The sequence below is a fragment of the Psychrobacter sp. CX5 genome, assembly GCF_057621535.2.
Map to the genome: position 1 here is coordinate 2,280,795 of NZ_CM177735.1, position 16,838 is coordinate 2,297,632.

Annotated in this window: 15 protein-coding genes and 1 pseudogene; 8 read left to right on the forward strand and 8 right to left on the reverse strand. The window is 40.3% G+C overall.

Annotated elements, in window-relative coordinates:
• Positions 1 to 135 precede the first annotated feature (135 nt).
• The 5 genes from AC21OG_RS08800 (at position 136) to adk (ending at position 6,210) form a co-directional block, all read left to right on the forward strand.
• Positions 136 to 2,085, forward strand: a complete 1,950-nt coding sequence (locus tag AC21OG_RS08800; protein WP_487377909.1) for a heme lyase CcmF/NrfE family subunit — start codon at positions 136 to 138, stop codon at positions 2,083 to 2,085.
• A 202-nt stretch (positions 2,086 to 2,287) separates the two neighbouring features.
• A complete protein-coding gene (locus AC21OG_RS08805; RefSeq protein ID WP_487377908.1) occupies positions 2,288 to 2,920 on the forward strand; it encodes a DsbE family thiol:disulfide interchange protein in 633 nt (210 codons plus the stop codon).
• Between the two features lie 107 nt (positions 2,921 to 3,027).
• Complete coding sequence (locus AC21OG_RS08810) at positions 3,028 to 3,525, forward strand: cytochrome c-type biogenesis protein (protein ID WP_487377942.1); 498 nt, start codon at positions 3,028 to 3,030, stop codon at positions 3,523 to 3,525.
• 235 nt (positions 3,526 to 3,760) lie between these two features.
• A complete protein-coding gene (gene ccmI, locus AC21OG_RS08815; RefSeq protein WP_487377907.1) occupies positions 3,761 to 5,260 on the forward strand; it encodes a c-type cytochrome biogenesis protein CcmI in 1,500 nt (499 codons plus the stop codon).
• Positions 5,261 to 5,556: 296 nt separating this feature from the next.
• Complete coding sequence (gene adk, locus AC21OG_RS08820; RefSeq protein ID WP_487377941.1) at positions 5,557 to 6,210, forward strand: adenylate kinase; 654 nt, start codon at positions 5,557 to 5,559, stop codon at positions 6,208 to 6,210.
• 123 nt (positions 6,211 to 6,333) lie between these two features.
• Here adk and secB read toward each other — a convergent pair whose 3' ends face one another.
• The 4 genes from secB to rsgA all read right to left on the reverse strand — a co-directional run bounded on the left by secB (position 6,334) and on the right by rsgA (position 9,051).
• Positions 6,334 to 6,783 (reverse strand): protein-export chaperone SecB, encoded by a 450-nt coding sequence (secB, locus tag AC21OG_RS08825; RefSeq protein ID WP_486546773.1) that lies wholly within the window; start codon positions 6,781 to 6,783, stop codon positions 6,334 to 6,336.
• A 120-nt stretch (positions 6,784 to 6,903) separates the two neighbouring features.
• Positions 6,904 to 7,167: a glutaredoxin 3 gene (grxC, locus tag AC21OG_RS08830; RefSeq protein WP_486546772.1), complete on the reverse strand. Its 264-nt coding sequence runs from the start codon at positions 7,165 to 7,167 to the stop codon at positions 6,904 to 6,906.
• A gap of 156 nt (positions 7,168 to 7,323) precedes the next feature.
• A complete protein-coding gene (locus AC21OG_RS08835) occupies positions 7,324 to 7,752 on the reverse strand; it encodes a rhodanese-like domain-containing protein (RefSeq protein ID WP_487377940.1) in 429 nt (142 codons plus the stop codon).
• A gap of 165 nt (positions 7,753 to 7,917) precedes the next feature.
• Positions 7,918 to 9,051: a ribosome small subunit-dependent GTPase A gene (gene rsgA, locus AC21OG_RS08840; protein WP_487377906.1), complete on the reverse strand. Its 1,134-nt coding sequence runs from the start codon at positions 9,049 to 9,051 to the stop codon at positions 7,918 to 7,920.
• 458 nt (positions 9,052 to 9,509) lie between these two features.
• Between rsgA and orn the strand changes: the two genes are divergently transcribed.
• Positions 9,510 to 10,091, forward strand: a complete 582-nt coding sequence (gene orn, locus AC21OG_RS08845) for an oligoribonuclease (protein WP_487377905.1) — start codon at positions 9,510 to 9,512, stop codon at positions 10,089 to 10,091.
• A 113-nt stretch (positions 10,092 to 10,204) separates the two neighbouring features.
• Here orn and AC21OG_RS08850 read toward each other — a convergent pair whose 3' ends face one another.
• Positions 10,205 to 11,200 (reverse strand): UDP-2,3-diacylglucosamine diphosphatase, encoded by a 996-nt coding sequence (locus AC21OG_RS08850; RefSeq protein WP_487377904.1) that lies wholly within the window; start codon positions 11,198 to 11,200, stop codon positions 10,205 to 10,207.
• A 65-nt stretch (positions 11,201 to 11,265) separates the two neighbouring features.
• On the reverse strand, positions 11,266 to 11,778 hold the full coding sequence (locus AC21OG_RS08855; RefSeq protein ID WP_486546831.1) for a peptidylprolyl isomerase: 513 nt from the start codon (positions 11,776 to 11,778) through the stop codon (positions 11,266 to 11,268).
• A gap of 421 nt (positions 11,779 to 12,199) precedes the next feature.
• On the opposite strand from AC21OG_RS08855, the gene AC21OG_RS08860 reads away from it, so the two are divergent.
• Both AC21OG_RS08860 and AC21OG_RS08865 read left to right on the forward strand, forming a co-directional pair.
• Positions 12,200 to 13,963 carry a glutamine--tRNA ligase/YqeY domain fusion protein gene (locus tag AC21OG_RS08860; protein ID WP_487377903.1) on the forward strand — a complete coding sequence of 588 codons (1,764 nt, stop codon included), beginning with the start codon at positions 12,200 to 12,202 and terminating at the stop codon, positions 13,961 to 13,963.
• A gap of 183 nt (positions 13,964 to 14,146) precedes the next feature.
• Positions 14,147 to 14,716, forward strand: a complete 570-nt coding sequence (locus tag AC21OG_RS08865) for a TFIIB-type zinc ribbon-containing protein (protein ID WP_487377902.1) — start codon at positions 14,147 to 14,149, stop codon at positions 14,714 to 14,716.
• Between the two features lie 201 nt (positions 14,717 to 14,917).
• Here AC21OG_RS08865 and AC21OG_RS08870 read toward each other — a convergent pair whose 3' ends face one another.
• Complete coding sequence (locus AC21OG_RS08870; protein WP_487377939.1) at positions 14,918 to 16,189, reverse strand: aminotransferase class I/II-fold pyridoxal phosphate-dependent enzyme; 1,272 nt, start codon at positions 16,187 to 16,189, stop codon at positions 14,918 to 14,920.
• 258 nt (positions 16,190 to 16,447) lie between these two features.
• A pseudogene (locus tag AC21OG_RS08875) lies at positions 16,448 to 16,621 on the reverse strand (helix-turn-helix domain-containing protein); the annotation flags it as partial.
• Positions 16,622 to 16,838 lie beyond the last annotated feature (217 nt).

A 16,838-nucleotide genomic window follows, 5' to 3' on the forward strand; every position in this document is an offset into this window, starting at 1 on the left:
TAATAGATACCATTGAAGCCACTCTAGTCATGAGTGGCTTCATTCGTAAATGGCAGTTTATATTCATCAATAGCTTTGTATAACCGCCATTACGAAGAAACAAACAATAGTGACGTAGTTTTAGGGCGAACGAATATGTTAATCACCGAGCTAGGTTATTTTGCATTAGTTGCATCATTGATATTGGCTTTATTGCAAGTCGTACTGCCGACATTTGGCATCATGCGAAATCAAACGCATTTACAGCGGTTGGCGCCTAGTTTAGCATGGGCGCAACTGGTTGCTGTACTGGTGTCTTTTTTGTCATTAATGGCAGGCTTTTATTACAATGATTTTAGCTTGGTATATGTCACTCAGCAGTCAAACTCGCTATTGCCTTGGTATTATAAGCTTTCTGCCACATGGGGCGGGCATGAAGGATCATTGCTACTGTGGGTGACTATTTTAGCGGCTTGGTCGGCGGCAGTAGCATGGTTCAGTCGTGGACTACCCCTAAATATGCGCGCCAGAGTATTGGTTATCATGGCGGCGATCCAGTTTATGATGCTGGCGATGCTGATTTTTACTTCATCACCGTTTGACCGTACTCTACCCAATATTGCTGTCGATGGGGCTGATTTAAATCCACTATTGCAAGATCCTGGTCTAATCTTCCACCCCCCTATGCTTTATATGGGGTATGTCGGTATGTCTGTGCCTTTTGCTTTTTGTATGGCAGCGTTATGGGCCGGTCGACTAGATGCTGTTTGGACGCGTTGGTCTCGTCCTTGGGCGCTGGCAGCTTGGTCATTTTTAACGTTAGGTATTGCGCTTGGGTCATGGTGGGCGTATTACGAGCTAGGCTGGGGCGGATGGTGGTTTTGGGACCCAGTAGAAAATGCCTCATTAATGCCTTGGCTAGCCTGTACCGCCCTCATTCACTCGTTAGCTGTCACTGAAAAACGAGGGGTGTTTAAAGCATGGACTATTATGCTGGCTATTTTTGCCTTTGCGTTGAGCCTACTCGGTACTTTTTTGGTTCGTTCTGGCGTCATTACCTCAGTTCATTCATTTGCCGCAGATCCTACTCGCGGTTTAGCCATATTGGCTATTTTAGGTATTGTGATAGGGTCAGGCTTACTGCTGTTTGCCATTCGAGGATGGCGCTTAACGGTTGAAAGTCAGTATGGTTTGAAGTCCCGCGAAACTTTATTGGTGATCAATAATATCGTCATTTTAGTGGCAACGTTAGTGGTTTTACTGGGCACACTTTACCCAATTATCGCCGACTCCTTTAATTTAGGGCAAGTCTCTGTAGGGCCTCCTTATTTTAACGCTTTGTTTGTCCCCTTATCTTGGTTGCTGCTTTTGGTCATGGGCATGGGCTCAAATATAAGATGGAAACAAGAAAAAAGACCCTTATTAGGCGTTGCGCTAACGATAGTAGTAAGCAGTGCGCTATTAGCAGGGATTCTTACTTATTTTATTACACATAGCCTAAATGTGCAGATTATCATTACTGGCTTATTGTGCCTTTGGGTGTTGGGCTGGATAGGATACGATATAAAAGATAAAACGCGTAATGCGCCGAGCACGCTACAAGGCGTCAGTCGTCTTAAACCAAACTACTGGGGGATGCATATTGCCCATATTGGTATCTTAATTATAGCGTTAGGTATTGGAGTAACCAGTTCATTAAGTGTTGAAAAAGATGTTGCAATGAAAGCGGGCGAGACAGTACAGATAAACAACTACAACTTTACGTTGGTCACATTCGATGAGGTGCGTGGACAAAACTATGATGCCACACAAGCTGAAATCAGGGTCGAGAAAAATGATAAATATGTGACCACCCTTTACCCGCAAAAACGCAATTACGTGGTAAGCAGTATGCCGATGACGGAAGCTGGGATCAATACTCGATTAATGCGTGATCTATATGTGGCATTAGGTGAGCCGATTAATGACAATGAGCCAAATGGTGCGTGGGCGGTGCGTATTTATGTTAAGCCTATGATTGCTTGGTTATGGCTTGGTGCAATTATTATGGCATTGGGCGCACTAGTCAGCATATCTGATCGACGTTATCGATTAAATAAACCATAAACAACTTGTTCGATACGCTTAAATTTAAGTACTGCCAGTTGCCCTGTTAGGTTATCATTAAACTCTATAATTGACTGGTAAATAGGTTGAATTATAAATAGCTAAGTTAACTGTTTGATTTTAACTGTTTGACTTAAAGCAGTTTAAAAGGGTATGAAAGGTCTTGTCCTTTGATTCGAAAAGGTTATGGAGGAAGTAGAAGATGTCAGATCCTATTATGCGTCGATCACAGTTTAAGGTTTGGTTCTTAATTCCTCTCATTGTGTTTGCCGCGCTAATTATTATGTTCTTTGCCAGACTGGGCAAGCCTACTGAAGTGGTCATTAATGAATCGTTAAATAGGCCAGTGCCAAAGTTTGAGCTACCACTGTTGTCCGATCCCTCTAAAAATATAACCAATGCAGATTTACCAAATACGCCTTATTTAATTAACGTTTGGGGTTCGTGGTGTCCGACATGTGTTATTGAACATCCCTTTTTAATGACGCTGCACGATCAAGGTGTGCCTATTGTCGGTGTTAATTATAAAGATGACGTCGAAGATGCTGCCAAGTATTTGGCGGATGGTGGGGATCCTTTCTTATTTAGTTTCCGAGACTTTAGTGGTAGCTTCGCCATTGATTTAGGTTTGACCGGTGCACCTGAAACCTTTGTGGTCGATTCTAACGGTAATATTCGTCAGCATATTATCGGAGAGGTGAATACTGAAAATTGGCAAGCAAGAATTGAGCCTTGTATGTCTTTATTGACTCAATTAAGCGAGCAATCAGGCGTACAACAATCCAAACTCAATAGCTCTGAAGCTACTTACAGGATTTCTGAGGTATGCAAATGAACGCACATTATGTAGATGGACTGACTTCTCTAACTTGCTCACAGCGATTGCTGAGACTCTTTAAAATTACGATAAGAATACTAACTCTGGTTTTTTCTATCGCCTCAATGGCGCCTGTGGCAAATGCTGCCATAGAGGTCTATGAGTTTGATAGCCCACAACAAGAAGCGCAATATAGAGGTTTAATAGAAGAGTTTCGTTGTCCAAAGTGCCAAAATCAAAACTTAGCGGGTTCAGATTCTCAGATTGCACAAGACTTAAAACGTAAAACCTATGAAATGGTCAAGGCGGGGCAAACAGATGCCCAAATACGTGAGTATATGTATGAGCGTTATGGAGACTTTATTAGCTATAAGCCGCCTGTACGTCCCTCTACTTGGATTTTATGGTATTTCCCACCCTTGATTTTGCTTATGTTGGTTGCGGGATGGTTGTGGCGGACCAACGCTAGAAATAAGATAAGACATAATCATCAATCAGTGTCATCCGATCCTAAGACTAATAATCACATAAATGAAGACCTTGATAAAGTAGGGGCTAACTTATCTAGTGAAGAAGCGGCAAAACTCAAAAATTTATTAGATAAACATAAATCAGATAAATGAACATAGCTCAGTCAATTTAATATAGCTAAGTCAATTAAATATAGCTAAAAGCCCAAAGTGTGCGACTAGTCACTGTTTTTGTCGCTCATTATATTGCCCTGAATTCTTAAATAATTTATTGGCTTAATTAACTGGCTTAATTTATTGATTTAAGTTATTGATTTAAATTAGAAGCTAGATTGTTCATACCGACCTTATTATTCCGTGTGTATCTCAACCTGTAAGGAGTCAAATCATGCCAACGTTAGTGATTTTTATCGCGCTGGCAATTTTATTAGCAATCATTTTGGCAATCATTGTTTTGATGCCATGGCTGCGAGTGAATAAATCCGCTCAAAACAGTCAGCTAATTGCGCTTAATGTTGAGATATTCAAACAGCGTCTTGATGAGCTTGGTGAGGATTATCGTAAAGGACAAATTAGTGAGACTGAGTTTAATGCTCAAAAAACGGAATTAGAACGTCAGCTGCTTTTAGCAAGCGATGATAAAAACCAAGTGATCGACGAAAAGACTCTGACGGGCGATTATTCCTCAGCCAAAGTCAGCAACAGTACAGACAATGCCATTAAAGACAATGCTATTAAAGGTAATATAAATAGCCACAGCAATTATGAGGGTGAAGCGACGGCGCTTAATAAAGCGAGACGAGAGTTACAGTTCACACGAAGTACGAAGGCACGTTTGACCATATTAGTTTGTGTGCCGGTATTAATTATTTTGGGATATTTTTTATCCGGAGATAGAAGTCCTGTTGTCAACTTCTGGCAAACACAAGATGAGGTATCGCAAGTTGCTGATGATTTACTGACCGGTAAAATCGATGCGCCACCAGAATGGGCGACTAAGGACACTGTAGGATTAATGGGTGCCATCCAAGCAAACGTACATCATCATGCTCATGATGCAATGAGGTGGATGCGGTTGGCTGATATATTTTTGGCGTTTGATGCCAAAGATCAAGCACTTGAGGCGTTATCTAGAGCCTATCGTTTAGAGCCTGATAACGAAGAAATCGCGGTAAGCTATGCACAAACTAAGTTTTTTACCAGTGGTGGCTTTTTAGATGGCTCAAGCTATCAAGCGCTACAAAGCGTACTTCAAGCGAATCCTAATCATCAAGGAGCTCAAATGTTGATGGCGATGGGAGAGGCGCGTTCTGGTAATTATGATCAAGCACAGGCATGGGTCAATAAACTACGTGAAGGAATATCTGCACGAGAAGGCGATCATACGGCTGCATTAAATAGCTTGGATGAACTGAGTAAAAATATAGCCGCGCAACAAGAAGCGAGTATGAGTGCCAACAAACAACCAATAAGTGATAGTCCAGAATCCATAAAAGAAGTCGCGGTCACCGTCAGCTTAAATAGTAGCTTAATCCCGCTGATCACCCCAAGTGACACTTTATTTGTTACTATTCAACAAGCAACGGGTGGAGCGCCATTGGCAGTGAAACGTATATCAGCGACTCAGCTTGCAAACGCCCCTAAAGGTATTACTATCATGCTATCAGATAGTGATGCCATGATGCCGACGCATACCCTTTCTAAAGCGATGAATGAGGGTGCATCATTAGTCATTAAAGCAAGGGTTAGTAAATCAGGGGACGCGATTGCTACGGCAGGCGACTTGAGCTCTAATGAGGTTGCTTTAAATTATAAAGAGGCCGTCACCAACAATAACAAATCAGGTCCCTTAAACGTTGCTATTGAGATAAACCAACAGGTACCCTGATTAAATAATTTAAATAAAATAGCCTTTATTTTGACTCATAGGTTTGCGTAATAGAGGTATTTATCATTAAAATGACTTGAGCTTTTTTACCTCACAATGTAAGGTATTTGAGCTTAATAATGATAAGACAGAATTTTTATAGAAACGTTTATAATTACTGCTAGTATTATATGACCCTTAAATAAAACCCCATTAAACGTCTTGGGTGATACCTATTAAAGCAGTTATTTAAGCAGTTTTGATATTTTTAAGGATGACTATTTTCATCTCCATAATTAAAGAGGATTATAACTATGATGCGTATTATTTTGCTAGGGCCTCCAGGGGCAGGTAAAGGCACCCAAGCGCAATTTATATCTAAAGAGTTTGATATACCACAGATATCAACCGGCGATATGCTTCGTGCAGCTATTAAAGAAGGCTCTGAGTTAGGTAAAAAAGCAGAGAGCATCATGAAGGCAGGTGGCTTAGTATCAGATGATTTGATTATCAATCTGGTAAAAGAACGCATATCTAAGCCAGATTGTGTTAATGGCTGTATATTTGACGGTTTTCCACGCACTATTCCTCAAGCTGAAGCGCTCGTTGATGCGGGCGTTGATATTGATCATGTGGTTGAAATTAGTGTGCCAGACGACGAAATCGTTTCTCGCTTATCAGGCCGTCGTCAGCATCCAGGGTCTGGACGTGTGTATCACCTTAAATACAATCCACCTAAACAAGAAGGTGTGGATGATGTAACGGGTGAACCTTTGATACAGCGTGAAGATGATAAAGAAGAGACCATTCGAGAGCGTCTTTCTACTTATCATGAACAGACTTCTACATTGGTAGATTTTTATCAGCAAAAAGCTCAAGAAGATGTTAATGCCCCTAAGTATCATCAGTTCGATGGGACTCAAGATATTGATGTGGTTAAAGAAAAAATCTTAACGTCATTAAAAGGCTGATTTTGAACCTTGAGTGTTAAAATATTCTTGAGTGGTGAACAGTCAAAAAAACCTCGATTCCTATGAATCGAGGTTTTTTAATTTTAAGCTATCAAATATCTTATGTTATAAGTATTGAAACGATTAAGCGTTTCCTTGACCATCAGCGGCTTGCTGTTGGCTTTGAGCATAAGCCTGATCAAAGTTGACAGGGGCTAATAATAGCTGAGGGAAGCTACCACGAGTCACGATGTCACTAATCACTTCACGGGCATAAGGGAACAAGATATTAGGGCAATAAGCACCTAAAATTTGGCCAATTTGATCTTCTGGAATGTCTTTGATTAAGAAAATACCCGCTTGATGAACTTCAGCGATAAATGCTGGTTCATTTGAGTTTTTAGCGTTTACAGTAACCGTTAAAACCACTTGATAATGATCGTCGTCAAGCTTTTCAGCATTAGTCGCTAAGTTGATATCAAGCTCTGGTTGCCATTCTTTAGTAAATACTTCAGCACCAGGTACTTCAAGAGACATATCTTTTACGTAGATGCGTTCTAGAGCAAGTTGAGGCTGTGCTTGTTGTTCTGCCATAATCGTTGTCCTTAATTATTGTTTGTCGTTAATGATAGTTTAGATGCTCACTTAATTTGTATTGAATAAGCACTAATGCTTAATTGAAACATCCAAAGATATAAAATCTTAGGCTTAAAATTAAGCGTTAAGCATTTCGTCAAGTTTACCACTTTGATTTAGCGCATTGAGTTCATCAAACCCACCAATGAAAGTGTCACCAATAAAGATCTGTGGCACCGTTCTATAATTATTGGTTTTCTTCATTAATGCCATGCGCTCATCAGAGCTGATATCGTGCATGCCGATTTCTTCATAAGCGACATCTTTCGATTTCAAAAGTTGTTTAGCATTTGAGCAATATGGGCAAATTGGCGTGGTATAAACGGTAACTGTAGCAGTCATAAAGGTTCCTTATGGTTATTAATTAAAAGGGTACTAATTTAAAGCTTGTTAGTTGAAAGGGTACTCATTCAAAGAGCTATTAATTGATAAGGTAAGTGATAAGGTTGTAAAACGATGAATAAAAAAAGCCGTTATAAAATCTTCTAACTAAAAGTCTTAACGAGCTTTGGCTTTGCCATCGATGGTTTTACCTTTTTTCTTCGGAGCGCCAACTAAAGGCATACCTGCCGCTTGCCAGCCACCAATACCACCTTCTAAACGATAGACGTTAGGTTTACTGATTAATTGTACAGCAGCGCCTGCTTGTACACCCATATCACAGACAATCACGACAGGTTCTTCAATGGCTTGAATCTCAGTTAAGTGGTCTTTAAGCTGAGTAAAAGGTATGTTACGACTACCTGGGATGTAGCCCGTTTCAAATTTCTTTTTGCTACGAATATCAATAATCTTCGCGTTTTGCGAGTTCACCATAGTCCCAAGCGTATTGGGGGAGACTTTTTTTCCACTACGTCTATTTTCTAGCGTAAAAAACAATACAATAAGGACAGCCAAAATACCGAATAAAAAAGGGTGGTGCCCCATAAATTCAAACCAACGATCTAGTGACAAAACACTTCTCCAATAAAAATTTTAATGACGAATATTATAACGTGATAACGTTAGGAATGCATTAACCGACTATATTAATTAAGCGGATAATTAAGTGGATAATAAGGGGTTACGATGTCATTAAACCCAGTATCGTCATTAATAACTTGGCGTATCCGCCTCTGCTTGCAAAGTAACCAAACTTTCGACACGACGCTGTAGCACTTTACCCTCCGCAACGGCTGCCCATAATGCACAGCCTTTGCTGTTATGGGTATGTCTACAATCACGAAATTGACAATCGCCTGCGAGCGGATATAGCTCAACAAATCCCGCTACAATGTCATCAGGGGTTAGATGCCAAATGCCATATTCTCGAATGCCAGGCGTATCGACAATACCGCCTTGTGATAAATTTTCTGGATTAAAGGGCAATAGTCGACTGGTCGTCGTGGTATGCTGACCAAGCTTTGAGTTGGTGGAAATGATATTAACACTTTGGTCAGAGTTAGGAAGTAGCGCGTTGACAAGCGTGCTTTTTCCCACACCTGATTGTCCAGCGAATATGACCAACTTATCTTTAATGTGTCGTTGTAAATGGTTCAACCCGAGCGCAGGCTCTACGTCTGTCGTACGTTTGGTATTATAATCAGACTGTAAAATATTCTCGGGGCAGGGTGCAGAAGTTAACACAGTATCATAGCCAAGTTTTTGGTAATCGGTTAATAACTGTTCGGTAAAGGCATAGCTTTCTATCGATAATAAATCGGCTTTGTTTAGCACCAATAATGGCTGTACGTCAGCATGGTGACAAACGACTAAATAACGGTCTATTAAAGTGGGGGCAGCAGCAGGCAAAGGCGCAAAGACAATTGCCAGAATATCCACATTGGCAGCGACTGGTTTTAACTTATGGTAGCGATCAGGACGTGAAATTAAAGAGGTTCTCGGTTGCACCGATTCTATACGTCCAAATCCAGTATTGGGGTCTGCCACCCAGCGTACTTTATCGCCAGTCGCAATCATCGGTAAGTTGGTACGCACATGACAACGCCAAATGTCACCCAATTGGATAGACTGCCAAAACGGCTCGGGCTCACCCTCAGCGACACTAGGAGGATCAGGTATAATAGCGGGCAGGGAAGTCACTTGTACTTCCAACTGTTTGCCATAATGGGCCATGACAACCCCATCCATTAGGCTACCGTCAAGCGATTCTTGTTGTTCAGCCTGCTGTTTGTCGATGCGTCTTAATTGTTGTTTAGTGAGCTTACGTTGTCTTATTAAAGCCATATAAATGGTTTACCTTTGTTTAAATTACGTTCAAAAATGGGTTGGTATAAAGTAGTAAGTGGTCCATTCATGTTTATTCATTTTTCATGTTTATAGTAGCAGCCAATCGTTGCTTAATAGGATATCGTTTACTTAATAGAATAAAGTTAAATAGTAGAGTGTACAATATAGTCACAGTTTAAGACATCCATGTCAGTAATAGTTGCTGTGAATGTATTTAAATTTGTTAACATAGGCTTTGATTTTTATAGCCTTTATACGCTTTTTTTGAATGTGTATAACGTCAAGAACGTTTTTAGAATTTAATTTAATTATTTACCGTTTTTAAGAGTTAATCTACCGAGCGTCAATTGCCTTAACCTAATATTTATAGGCAAAGCGTGTTTAATAAAGATAGGTTGATTTAAAAAAAAGGGTATTATCAATATATCGGTATTACAAGTTGTTTAGGAAAAAATATGAGTGATCACCCCAATAAAATCAAAATTAAAAATCAAGGTAAGAAAGGTCTAATCTGGATTGATCTTGAAATGACCGGATTGGATACCATGAATGACGATATTATTGAAATTGCGACAATAGTGACAGATGAAGATTTAAATGTATTGGCAGAAGGTCCCGTATTTGCGATTAAAGTATCTGATCAAAAGTTAAATGGGATGGATGACTGGAATACCAAACAGCATGGTCAGTCTGGCTTAATAGATAGAGTACGTCGGAGTAGTGTCACTCTAGAGGAAGCCGAAAAAGAAACCATCGCCTTTTTAAGCAAATGGGTAGATGAAGGAAAATCGCCAATGTGTGGTAATTCTATTTGTCAAGACCGTCGCTTTTTAGCACGGCAGATGCCGCAATTAGAGAAGTTCTTCCATTATCGGAATTTGGATGTGTCCTCTATTAAAGAGCTATGCTATCGCTGGCGCCCCGATATACTAAAAGGCGTTGAAAAAACAGGCAGTCACTTAGCCATGGATGATATTCGAGATTCAATTCGTGAGCTTAAGCATTATCGTCAGCACTTTTTTAAACTGCTCGATTAACAGTGATGCTTTTATAAGTAATGCTTTTTATAAATATTAAGTCTTACGCAGAATTAAAACCGAAGAATTAAAAACTCAGAGTTAAAAAAAGCCAGGCGTTTCATAAATAGCCTCTAGACTGGAAACTTAAAGGTTACCAATTGGAAGTTCTCAGTCTTATTATTCTCTAAAAGATTTCTAGGAACTGAGTGGCTAGTGGAAGTATTCTCATTAAAGGTAAATACTCCGATAACAGCTTCAACCTGCTCGATCAAGCCTGACCTATCTAGTACTCGCCAATCCCCCAAGACGTAACGTACTTTTGTTAAGGCAACAGCTTTTTGCTCAGTGTTTTCTTCTGCGTTTTGTTCTGCTTTCAGCGTCTCATCTTGCAGCCTTGGCTGACTGTTACTATTTAAACGAACGGGGTGAATCGCCGGACGATGTGTATGACCATGTAATAAGCAGTCAGCCTGTTGTAAGACATTGTAAACTGCTTGCTGATTGACATCCATAATGGTCATAGATTTGGTCGATTTGCCCCGGGCACTTTGTTGCCGAATACGTTGTGCTAATGCCCGTCGTTTATCTAAAGATTTCTTTAAGATAAACCATTGAACAATGGGCTGACGCATAATCTTACGGAATCGTTGATAAGCTTTATCATCAGTACAAAGGGCATCGCCATGCTCAAGGCGAAAGGTACATCCTCCCGTCTTTATCAAATAAGGCTCAGAGATTAATTGACCACCAAACGTATCACAAAAAGGCTGTCCAATGAGAAAGTCGCGATTGCCATGCATGACAAAAATTTGGCAACCTTTAGCCGTAAGCTGGGTCAATTTATGTATCAACGGGGTAAGCCAGTGGCTTTGTTTTTCAGAGTCAGAGAGCGTTAAATAGGCATCATCACCAATCCAAGCATCAAACCAATCGCCTAATATATATAGCTCGGTAAGGTTGGGCAGTACCACTAAGTCATCGAGTAAAGCCAAAAAAGCCTGCACTAAAGCAGGCTCGTCGGCAGACAAATGTAAGTCACTGATCACCACTCGAGTGATATCGTGCGGGCGAGTGGTGATCAAGTGGGTATACTGTTGAAGTGTCGTACTGACATCTTGGTCATTCATTATTATGACTTATTCCGTTAATTACCTTAAACAGCTCTTAAATAGTTTATCTCGGGAAACAGCGATTATTCATCGACCATGACGGCAGAATTAATGATAACAGGCTCTTTTGGTACATCAGCATGCATACCAAAGCGGCCCGTTGGGACGCTTTCAATTTTCTTAACCACATCCATGCCACTCGTTACTTTACCAAATACGGTGTAGCCCCAACCTTGCATATTTTTACCCGAATGGTTTAGGAAAGCGTTGTCTGTGGTGTTAATAAAAAATTGGCTGGTCGCTGAATGAGGGTCTTGAGTACGTGCCATAGCAATCGTACCTTCGTCATTTTTAAGACCGTTGTCTGCTTCATTTTCGATAGGAGCTTTGGTAGGCTTTTCATTCATCTCAGCGTCCATCCCGCCACCTTGAATCATAAAGTTAGGAATAACACGATGGAAGATAGTGCCATCATATTGACCTGATTTAACATATGAGACGAAGTTATCGACCGTTTTTGGTGCTTTTTCTTTGTTAAGCTCAATAACGATCTCACCCATTGAGGTATTAAGTTGAACTACTGGCATATCGCTCATTTGTGTTTCCTTAGTTTGTTTATTTGTAGTGGTGTTAGGCGTTTGAGTTGACGTAGTATTGGTACAACCCATTAAAAATAATGGCAATATCAAACTACCATATCCTATCGTTTTAAGTGTTTGGCTAGATTTCACAATAATTCCTTGCACATTTAGATGGGTATGAAAATTTATTAATCAACCTAATTATAGATATTATCGACCCAATGACCCGTTTCTTAGTTGATTTAAATTCGAGTCAATCGAATCGGGATCAAATCGGGATAATCAAAATTTTAGTCAGTCTAACCTCTTTTTTTTAGGATGTCATGTGTCTAGCTGTTACAGAATTTGGTAAACCTGATAGAATGGGTCAAAATTATGGCAATTATGGCAAAAGTATAATAGGTTAACCAGGTTTTATCATAGGAGAAGTAGTTGAATGAGCAGTAACAATAATAAAGCCAATAATTCAGTTAGTGATGCTGCGGCACATACTGACGATCAAAAAAACGATTTTATTCGTCATATTATTCGAGAAGATCTGTCTCAAGATAAATATAAACAGATTGTCACTCGTTTCCCGCCCGAACCAAACGGTTATTTGCATTTAGGTCATGTGAAGTCTATTTGTTTAAACTTTGGTGTGGCGCAAGAGTTTGGCGGTGTTTGTAATTTGCGCTTTGATGATACCAATCCCACAGCAGAAAAACAGGATTACCTCGATAATATCGAAAATGATGTGACATGGTTAGGTTTTGAATGGGGCGGTGAGCCACATCATGCGTCTGGATATTTTGACCAGTTGTATGCGTGGGCCATTAAATTAATTGAGCAAGGCGATGCTTACGTTGACTTACAGACGCCTGAGCAAATCAAAGAAAACCGTGGCTCGTTTAATGAACCGGGAAAACCATCGCCTCAGCGAGATGCAAGCGTAGCAGAAAACCTACAACGCTTTGAAGATATGAAAAACGGTCATTATGCAGAAGGTGAAGCAGTGTTACGTGCCAAAATTGATATGGCAAGCCCCAATATGAATATGCGTGATCCTGTTATTTACCGCGTCATGAAGCAAACCCATCATCAAACGGGCGATAAATGGTGCATCTATCCGATGTATGACTATGCGCATCCGTTATCAGATGCGATAGAGGGGGTAACCCATTCTCTATGTACCTTAGAGTTTGAAGATCATCGTCCTTTTTATGATTGGGCAATTGAGAAGATCGGCTTTGACTTGCCGCCGCATCAATATGAGTTTAGCCGTTTAAATGTTGATCATACCTTGACCAGTAAACGTAAATTGAAGCAACTGGTCGATGAAGGTGTTGTGACAGGTTGGGATGATCCGCGTATGCCGACTATCGCGGGTATGCGTCGTCGTGGCTATACGCCTGAAGGTCTTCGCGACTTCTGTGATCGTGTTGGTGTCACCAAGGCGGACAGTGTTGTCGATTTTCGTTTACTTGAGTTTAGTATTCGGCAGTCTTTAGAGAATACTACCGCTCGCGGGATGGCTGTATTGAGACCCCTAAAAGTCACCATTACTAACTTCGAAGAGGCAGTGAGTGAGTGGGAAAGCTTAAAGGCAGATAGCGTCAATGCGCGCTGGGATGATGCCAATAAAACGTTATGGCTTACTCAGCCAAACCATCCTAATATCGATATGGGAGAGCGTGAAATACCGTTTACGCAGACCATCTATATTGATCAGAGCGATTACGAGCTTGAGCCGCCAAAAGGCTACAAACGCTTATCTCCAGAAAAGTCTGAAATTCGCTTACGCAATACTTATGTGCTTGCGGTGACAGAGCATGTGTTAGATGACGCTGGTAATGTGGTTGAGCTAAAAGCAACCATTGATAAGACCACCTTAGGTAATAACCCTGAAGACCGTAAGGTAAAAGGCGTCATTCACTGGGTATCAGCCGATCAAGGTATTCCTGCTAAAGTTCGTCTGTATGAGCATTTGTTTAGTGTCGATAACCCTGGTGCCGTGGACAATGTGCATGATGCCTTAAATGCTGATTCGTTAATTGAGTTAGATGGGGTGGTTGAACCGTCTCTTGCAAATGCTGAACCTGGAACGCGTTTCCAGTTTGAACGTGAAGGTTATTTTGTCTCTGATGCAGTTGAACACAACAGTGATAAGCCGGTGTTTAACCGTACCGTCACTCTACGAGACAGCTTTAAACCTGAATAGTAAGGACGTTATCTGAAGAGATGGTAGGTACTTCCTTGAAAGGTTAATTTCAAGTTTCGATATTAGGTAAGTTGACATTCAAACACTCAAAAGACCCATTTCTAAATTTAGAGGTGGGTTTTTTTATACTTAAGCGTCATTTCGTGTATTCTATACATAACAGATATGGAAATTGGAAATCTCATGCAATTGAACTGCTATAAATGTAAAACGGATACCTTACAGCCCACGTTACTCGATGGTAGCTTAGAGGCTTTAAAATGTCGTACTTGTAATGGTGTGCATGTCTATCTTTCTGCATATACTGAATGGCTAGAAGAGCAAACCATCAATCATATAAATAATCTAAGAGAAAGAAAGCCCGAACTTCCTGCAGAGTTTAATTTTATGGAAGTAGAAAACACCGATGGCGCATTGATTTGTCAGGGATGTGGTAGGTATACGCTTAAATATTTGATGGATAATGAACATGAAAACACCATCAATGTTTGCCACACTTGTAATGATATTTGGTTAGACAAAGGAGAGTGGCAACTTCTTAAGTATCTTAAAATGCAAAATAAACTCACTAAGGTTATCAGTGACCCTTGGCAAAATCGTTTAAAAGCTGAGGAGCGTGAAAATAACTTTAAACGCTTATATCAAAAGAAATTAGGTGAAGATTTTGATAAAGCAGAAGCGTTTGCGCAGTGGCTGGTGACTCGTCCTAATAAGAATGAGATATTGCACTATTTAACTGAAAGGCAATTATAATAGTTAAATGCAGCAATTAAGATCGTAGCTATGAGTAGAAAAAAGTGTATAGATTTATTAACCGTTTATTAGACTAAGCAATTGTTAGACTAAGCGATTGATGGGCTATTCGTACCATGCCACTTAGCCTAAAACCTGATAACGGTGACTTATAAATACAGACTCTAAGTTTATCTATTTTAGGTTGTTATACAACGTTAATTAGCCTGCGATTCCTTCAGTACCATACTGTTTGCGTTTATTGGCGAAAAAGCGATCTAATCGATCCATGGCATTTTCTAAGTCTAATAAATTTGGTAAAAATACTACTCTAAAGTGGTCTGGCCTGTCCCAATTAAAGCCAGTACCTTGGACCATCAATACTTTTTCTTCAATGAGCATGTCCATCATTAGCTTCATATCATCTTCAATAGGATAAATATCAAGGTCTATTTTTGGGAAGCAATAAAATGCCCCTTGTGGCATGGTACACGAAACACCTGGGATGGCATTTAAACGTTCGACCGCTAATTGGCGTTGCTTATACAGACGGCCTGATTCAGAGGTCAACTCTTGCATACTTTGATAGCCACCGACTGCTGTCTGAATCGCATATTGAGCTGGCACGTTAGCACATAAACGCATTGACGCTAACATATCCAAGCCTTCAATAAAGTCGCTGGCATGCTCCTTGTTACCTGATAACATGAGCCAACCTGCGCGAAAGCCTGCAATACGGTGTGACTTGGATAAGCCATTGTAAGTTAAGATGAGCACATCTTGAGCCAACGTACACAACGGGGTGTGTACCACATCATCATAAAGAATACGATCATATATCTCATCAGCCATCAATACTAAATCATGCTCGCGGGCAAGCTTAATAATCTCTAAAAGTACTTCATTAGAATACAAAGCACCCGTTGGATTGTTTGGATTTATCACAACGATGCCGCGGGTTTTATCAGTAATTTTTGAGCGAATATCCTCAATGTCAGGTTGCCAATTATTCTCTTCATTACAGCGGTAGTGGACTGCCGTTCCGCCAGCGAGGTTTGCGGCCGCAGTCCACAATGGATAATCGGGCATAGGTATTAAAACTTCATCCCCATCATTCATCAAGGCCTGCATGGTCATAACAATTAACTCTGATACCCCGTTACCCAGATAGACATCACGTACATCGACTGCCGATAACAAGCCTTTTGATTGATAATATTGCAAGATGGCTTTACGAGCTGAGAAGATACCTTGTGAATCAGAATAGCCCGTCGCTTTATGCAAGTTCAATGCTACATCTTGTAGGATCTCATGCGGTGCTTCAAGATTAAACGGAGCAGGATTGCCGACATTTAGCTTTAAGATTCGCTGCCCTTGAGCCTCCATCTGCATCGCAGTTTTAAGTAATGGGCCACGGATGTCATAACAAACATTTTGCAGTTTTTCAGATTTTTTAAGAGGATTACGGTTAAGTGGGGATGTTGGAAGTGTCATGGTACTGTCGCTTATACTTGATGAAATTGGAGAAGTGTTGTGTTGGCTAGTTGCTTGAGGGTTCTGGTTTGACTGATTCAACTGGTCAGAGTGTTTTGAATGGGGTTGGTCTACACTTTTCACACGATTAGGGTTAGGAGCGCGTTCTTGATCTTTTTGAACTAAGTCAGATTGCTCATAATCTGATTTAACCTCCGTGTTCTCACCACGCAATAAGTAGCCTTCGCTACAGCCTAAAATTTTGGCCAAGGTCGGCAGTTTTGAAGAAACGATTCCATTAATACCCCGTTCCCAGTTGGAAATGGCGCCACGGCTGACTTTAGAGCCAGCCTCCGTCATGGCATTGGCAAGCTGCTCTGCGGTCAGCCCTTTCGCTTTACGCAATTTATTGAGCCGTTCGCCTTGGGATTTATGTTCTAATTGCTCACTCATTATTTAGATTCACTTTGCTTAAACGAAATGGACTATTAAATTTAGTTTTTTTGCGGGTGTTCTGACTTAAATACGTAAACGAAATAAATGAATTATAAATATTATGGTTTTCATAAATGTCTAATATGCCAGATAGTTTACTAAAAGAATTTGCTTTAATGCAAGATATTATTGCATTTTGATTTTATATGTAATTTATATTTATGCAAGTATAACT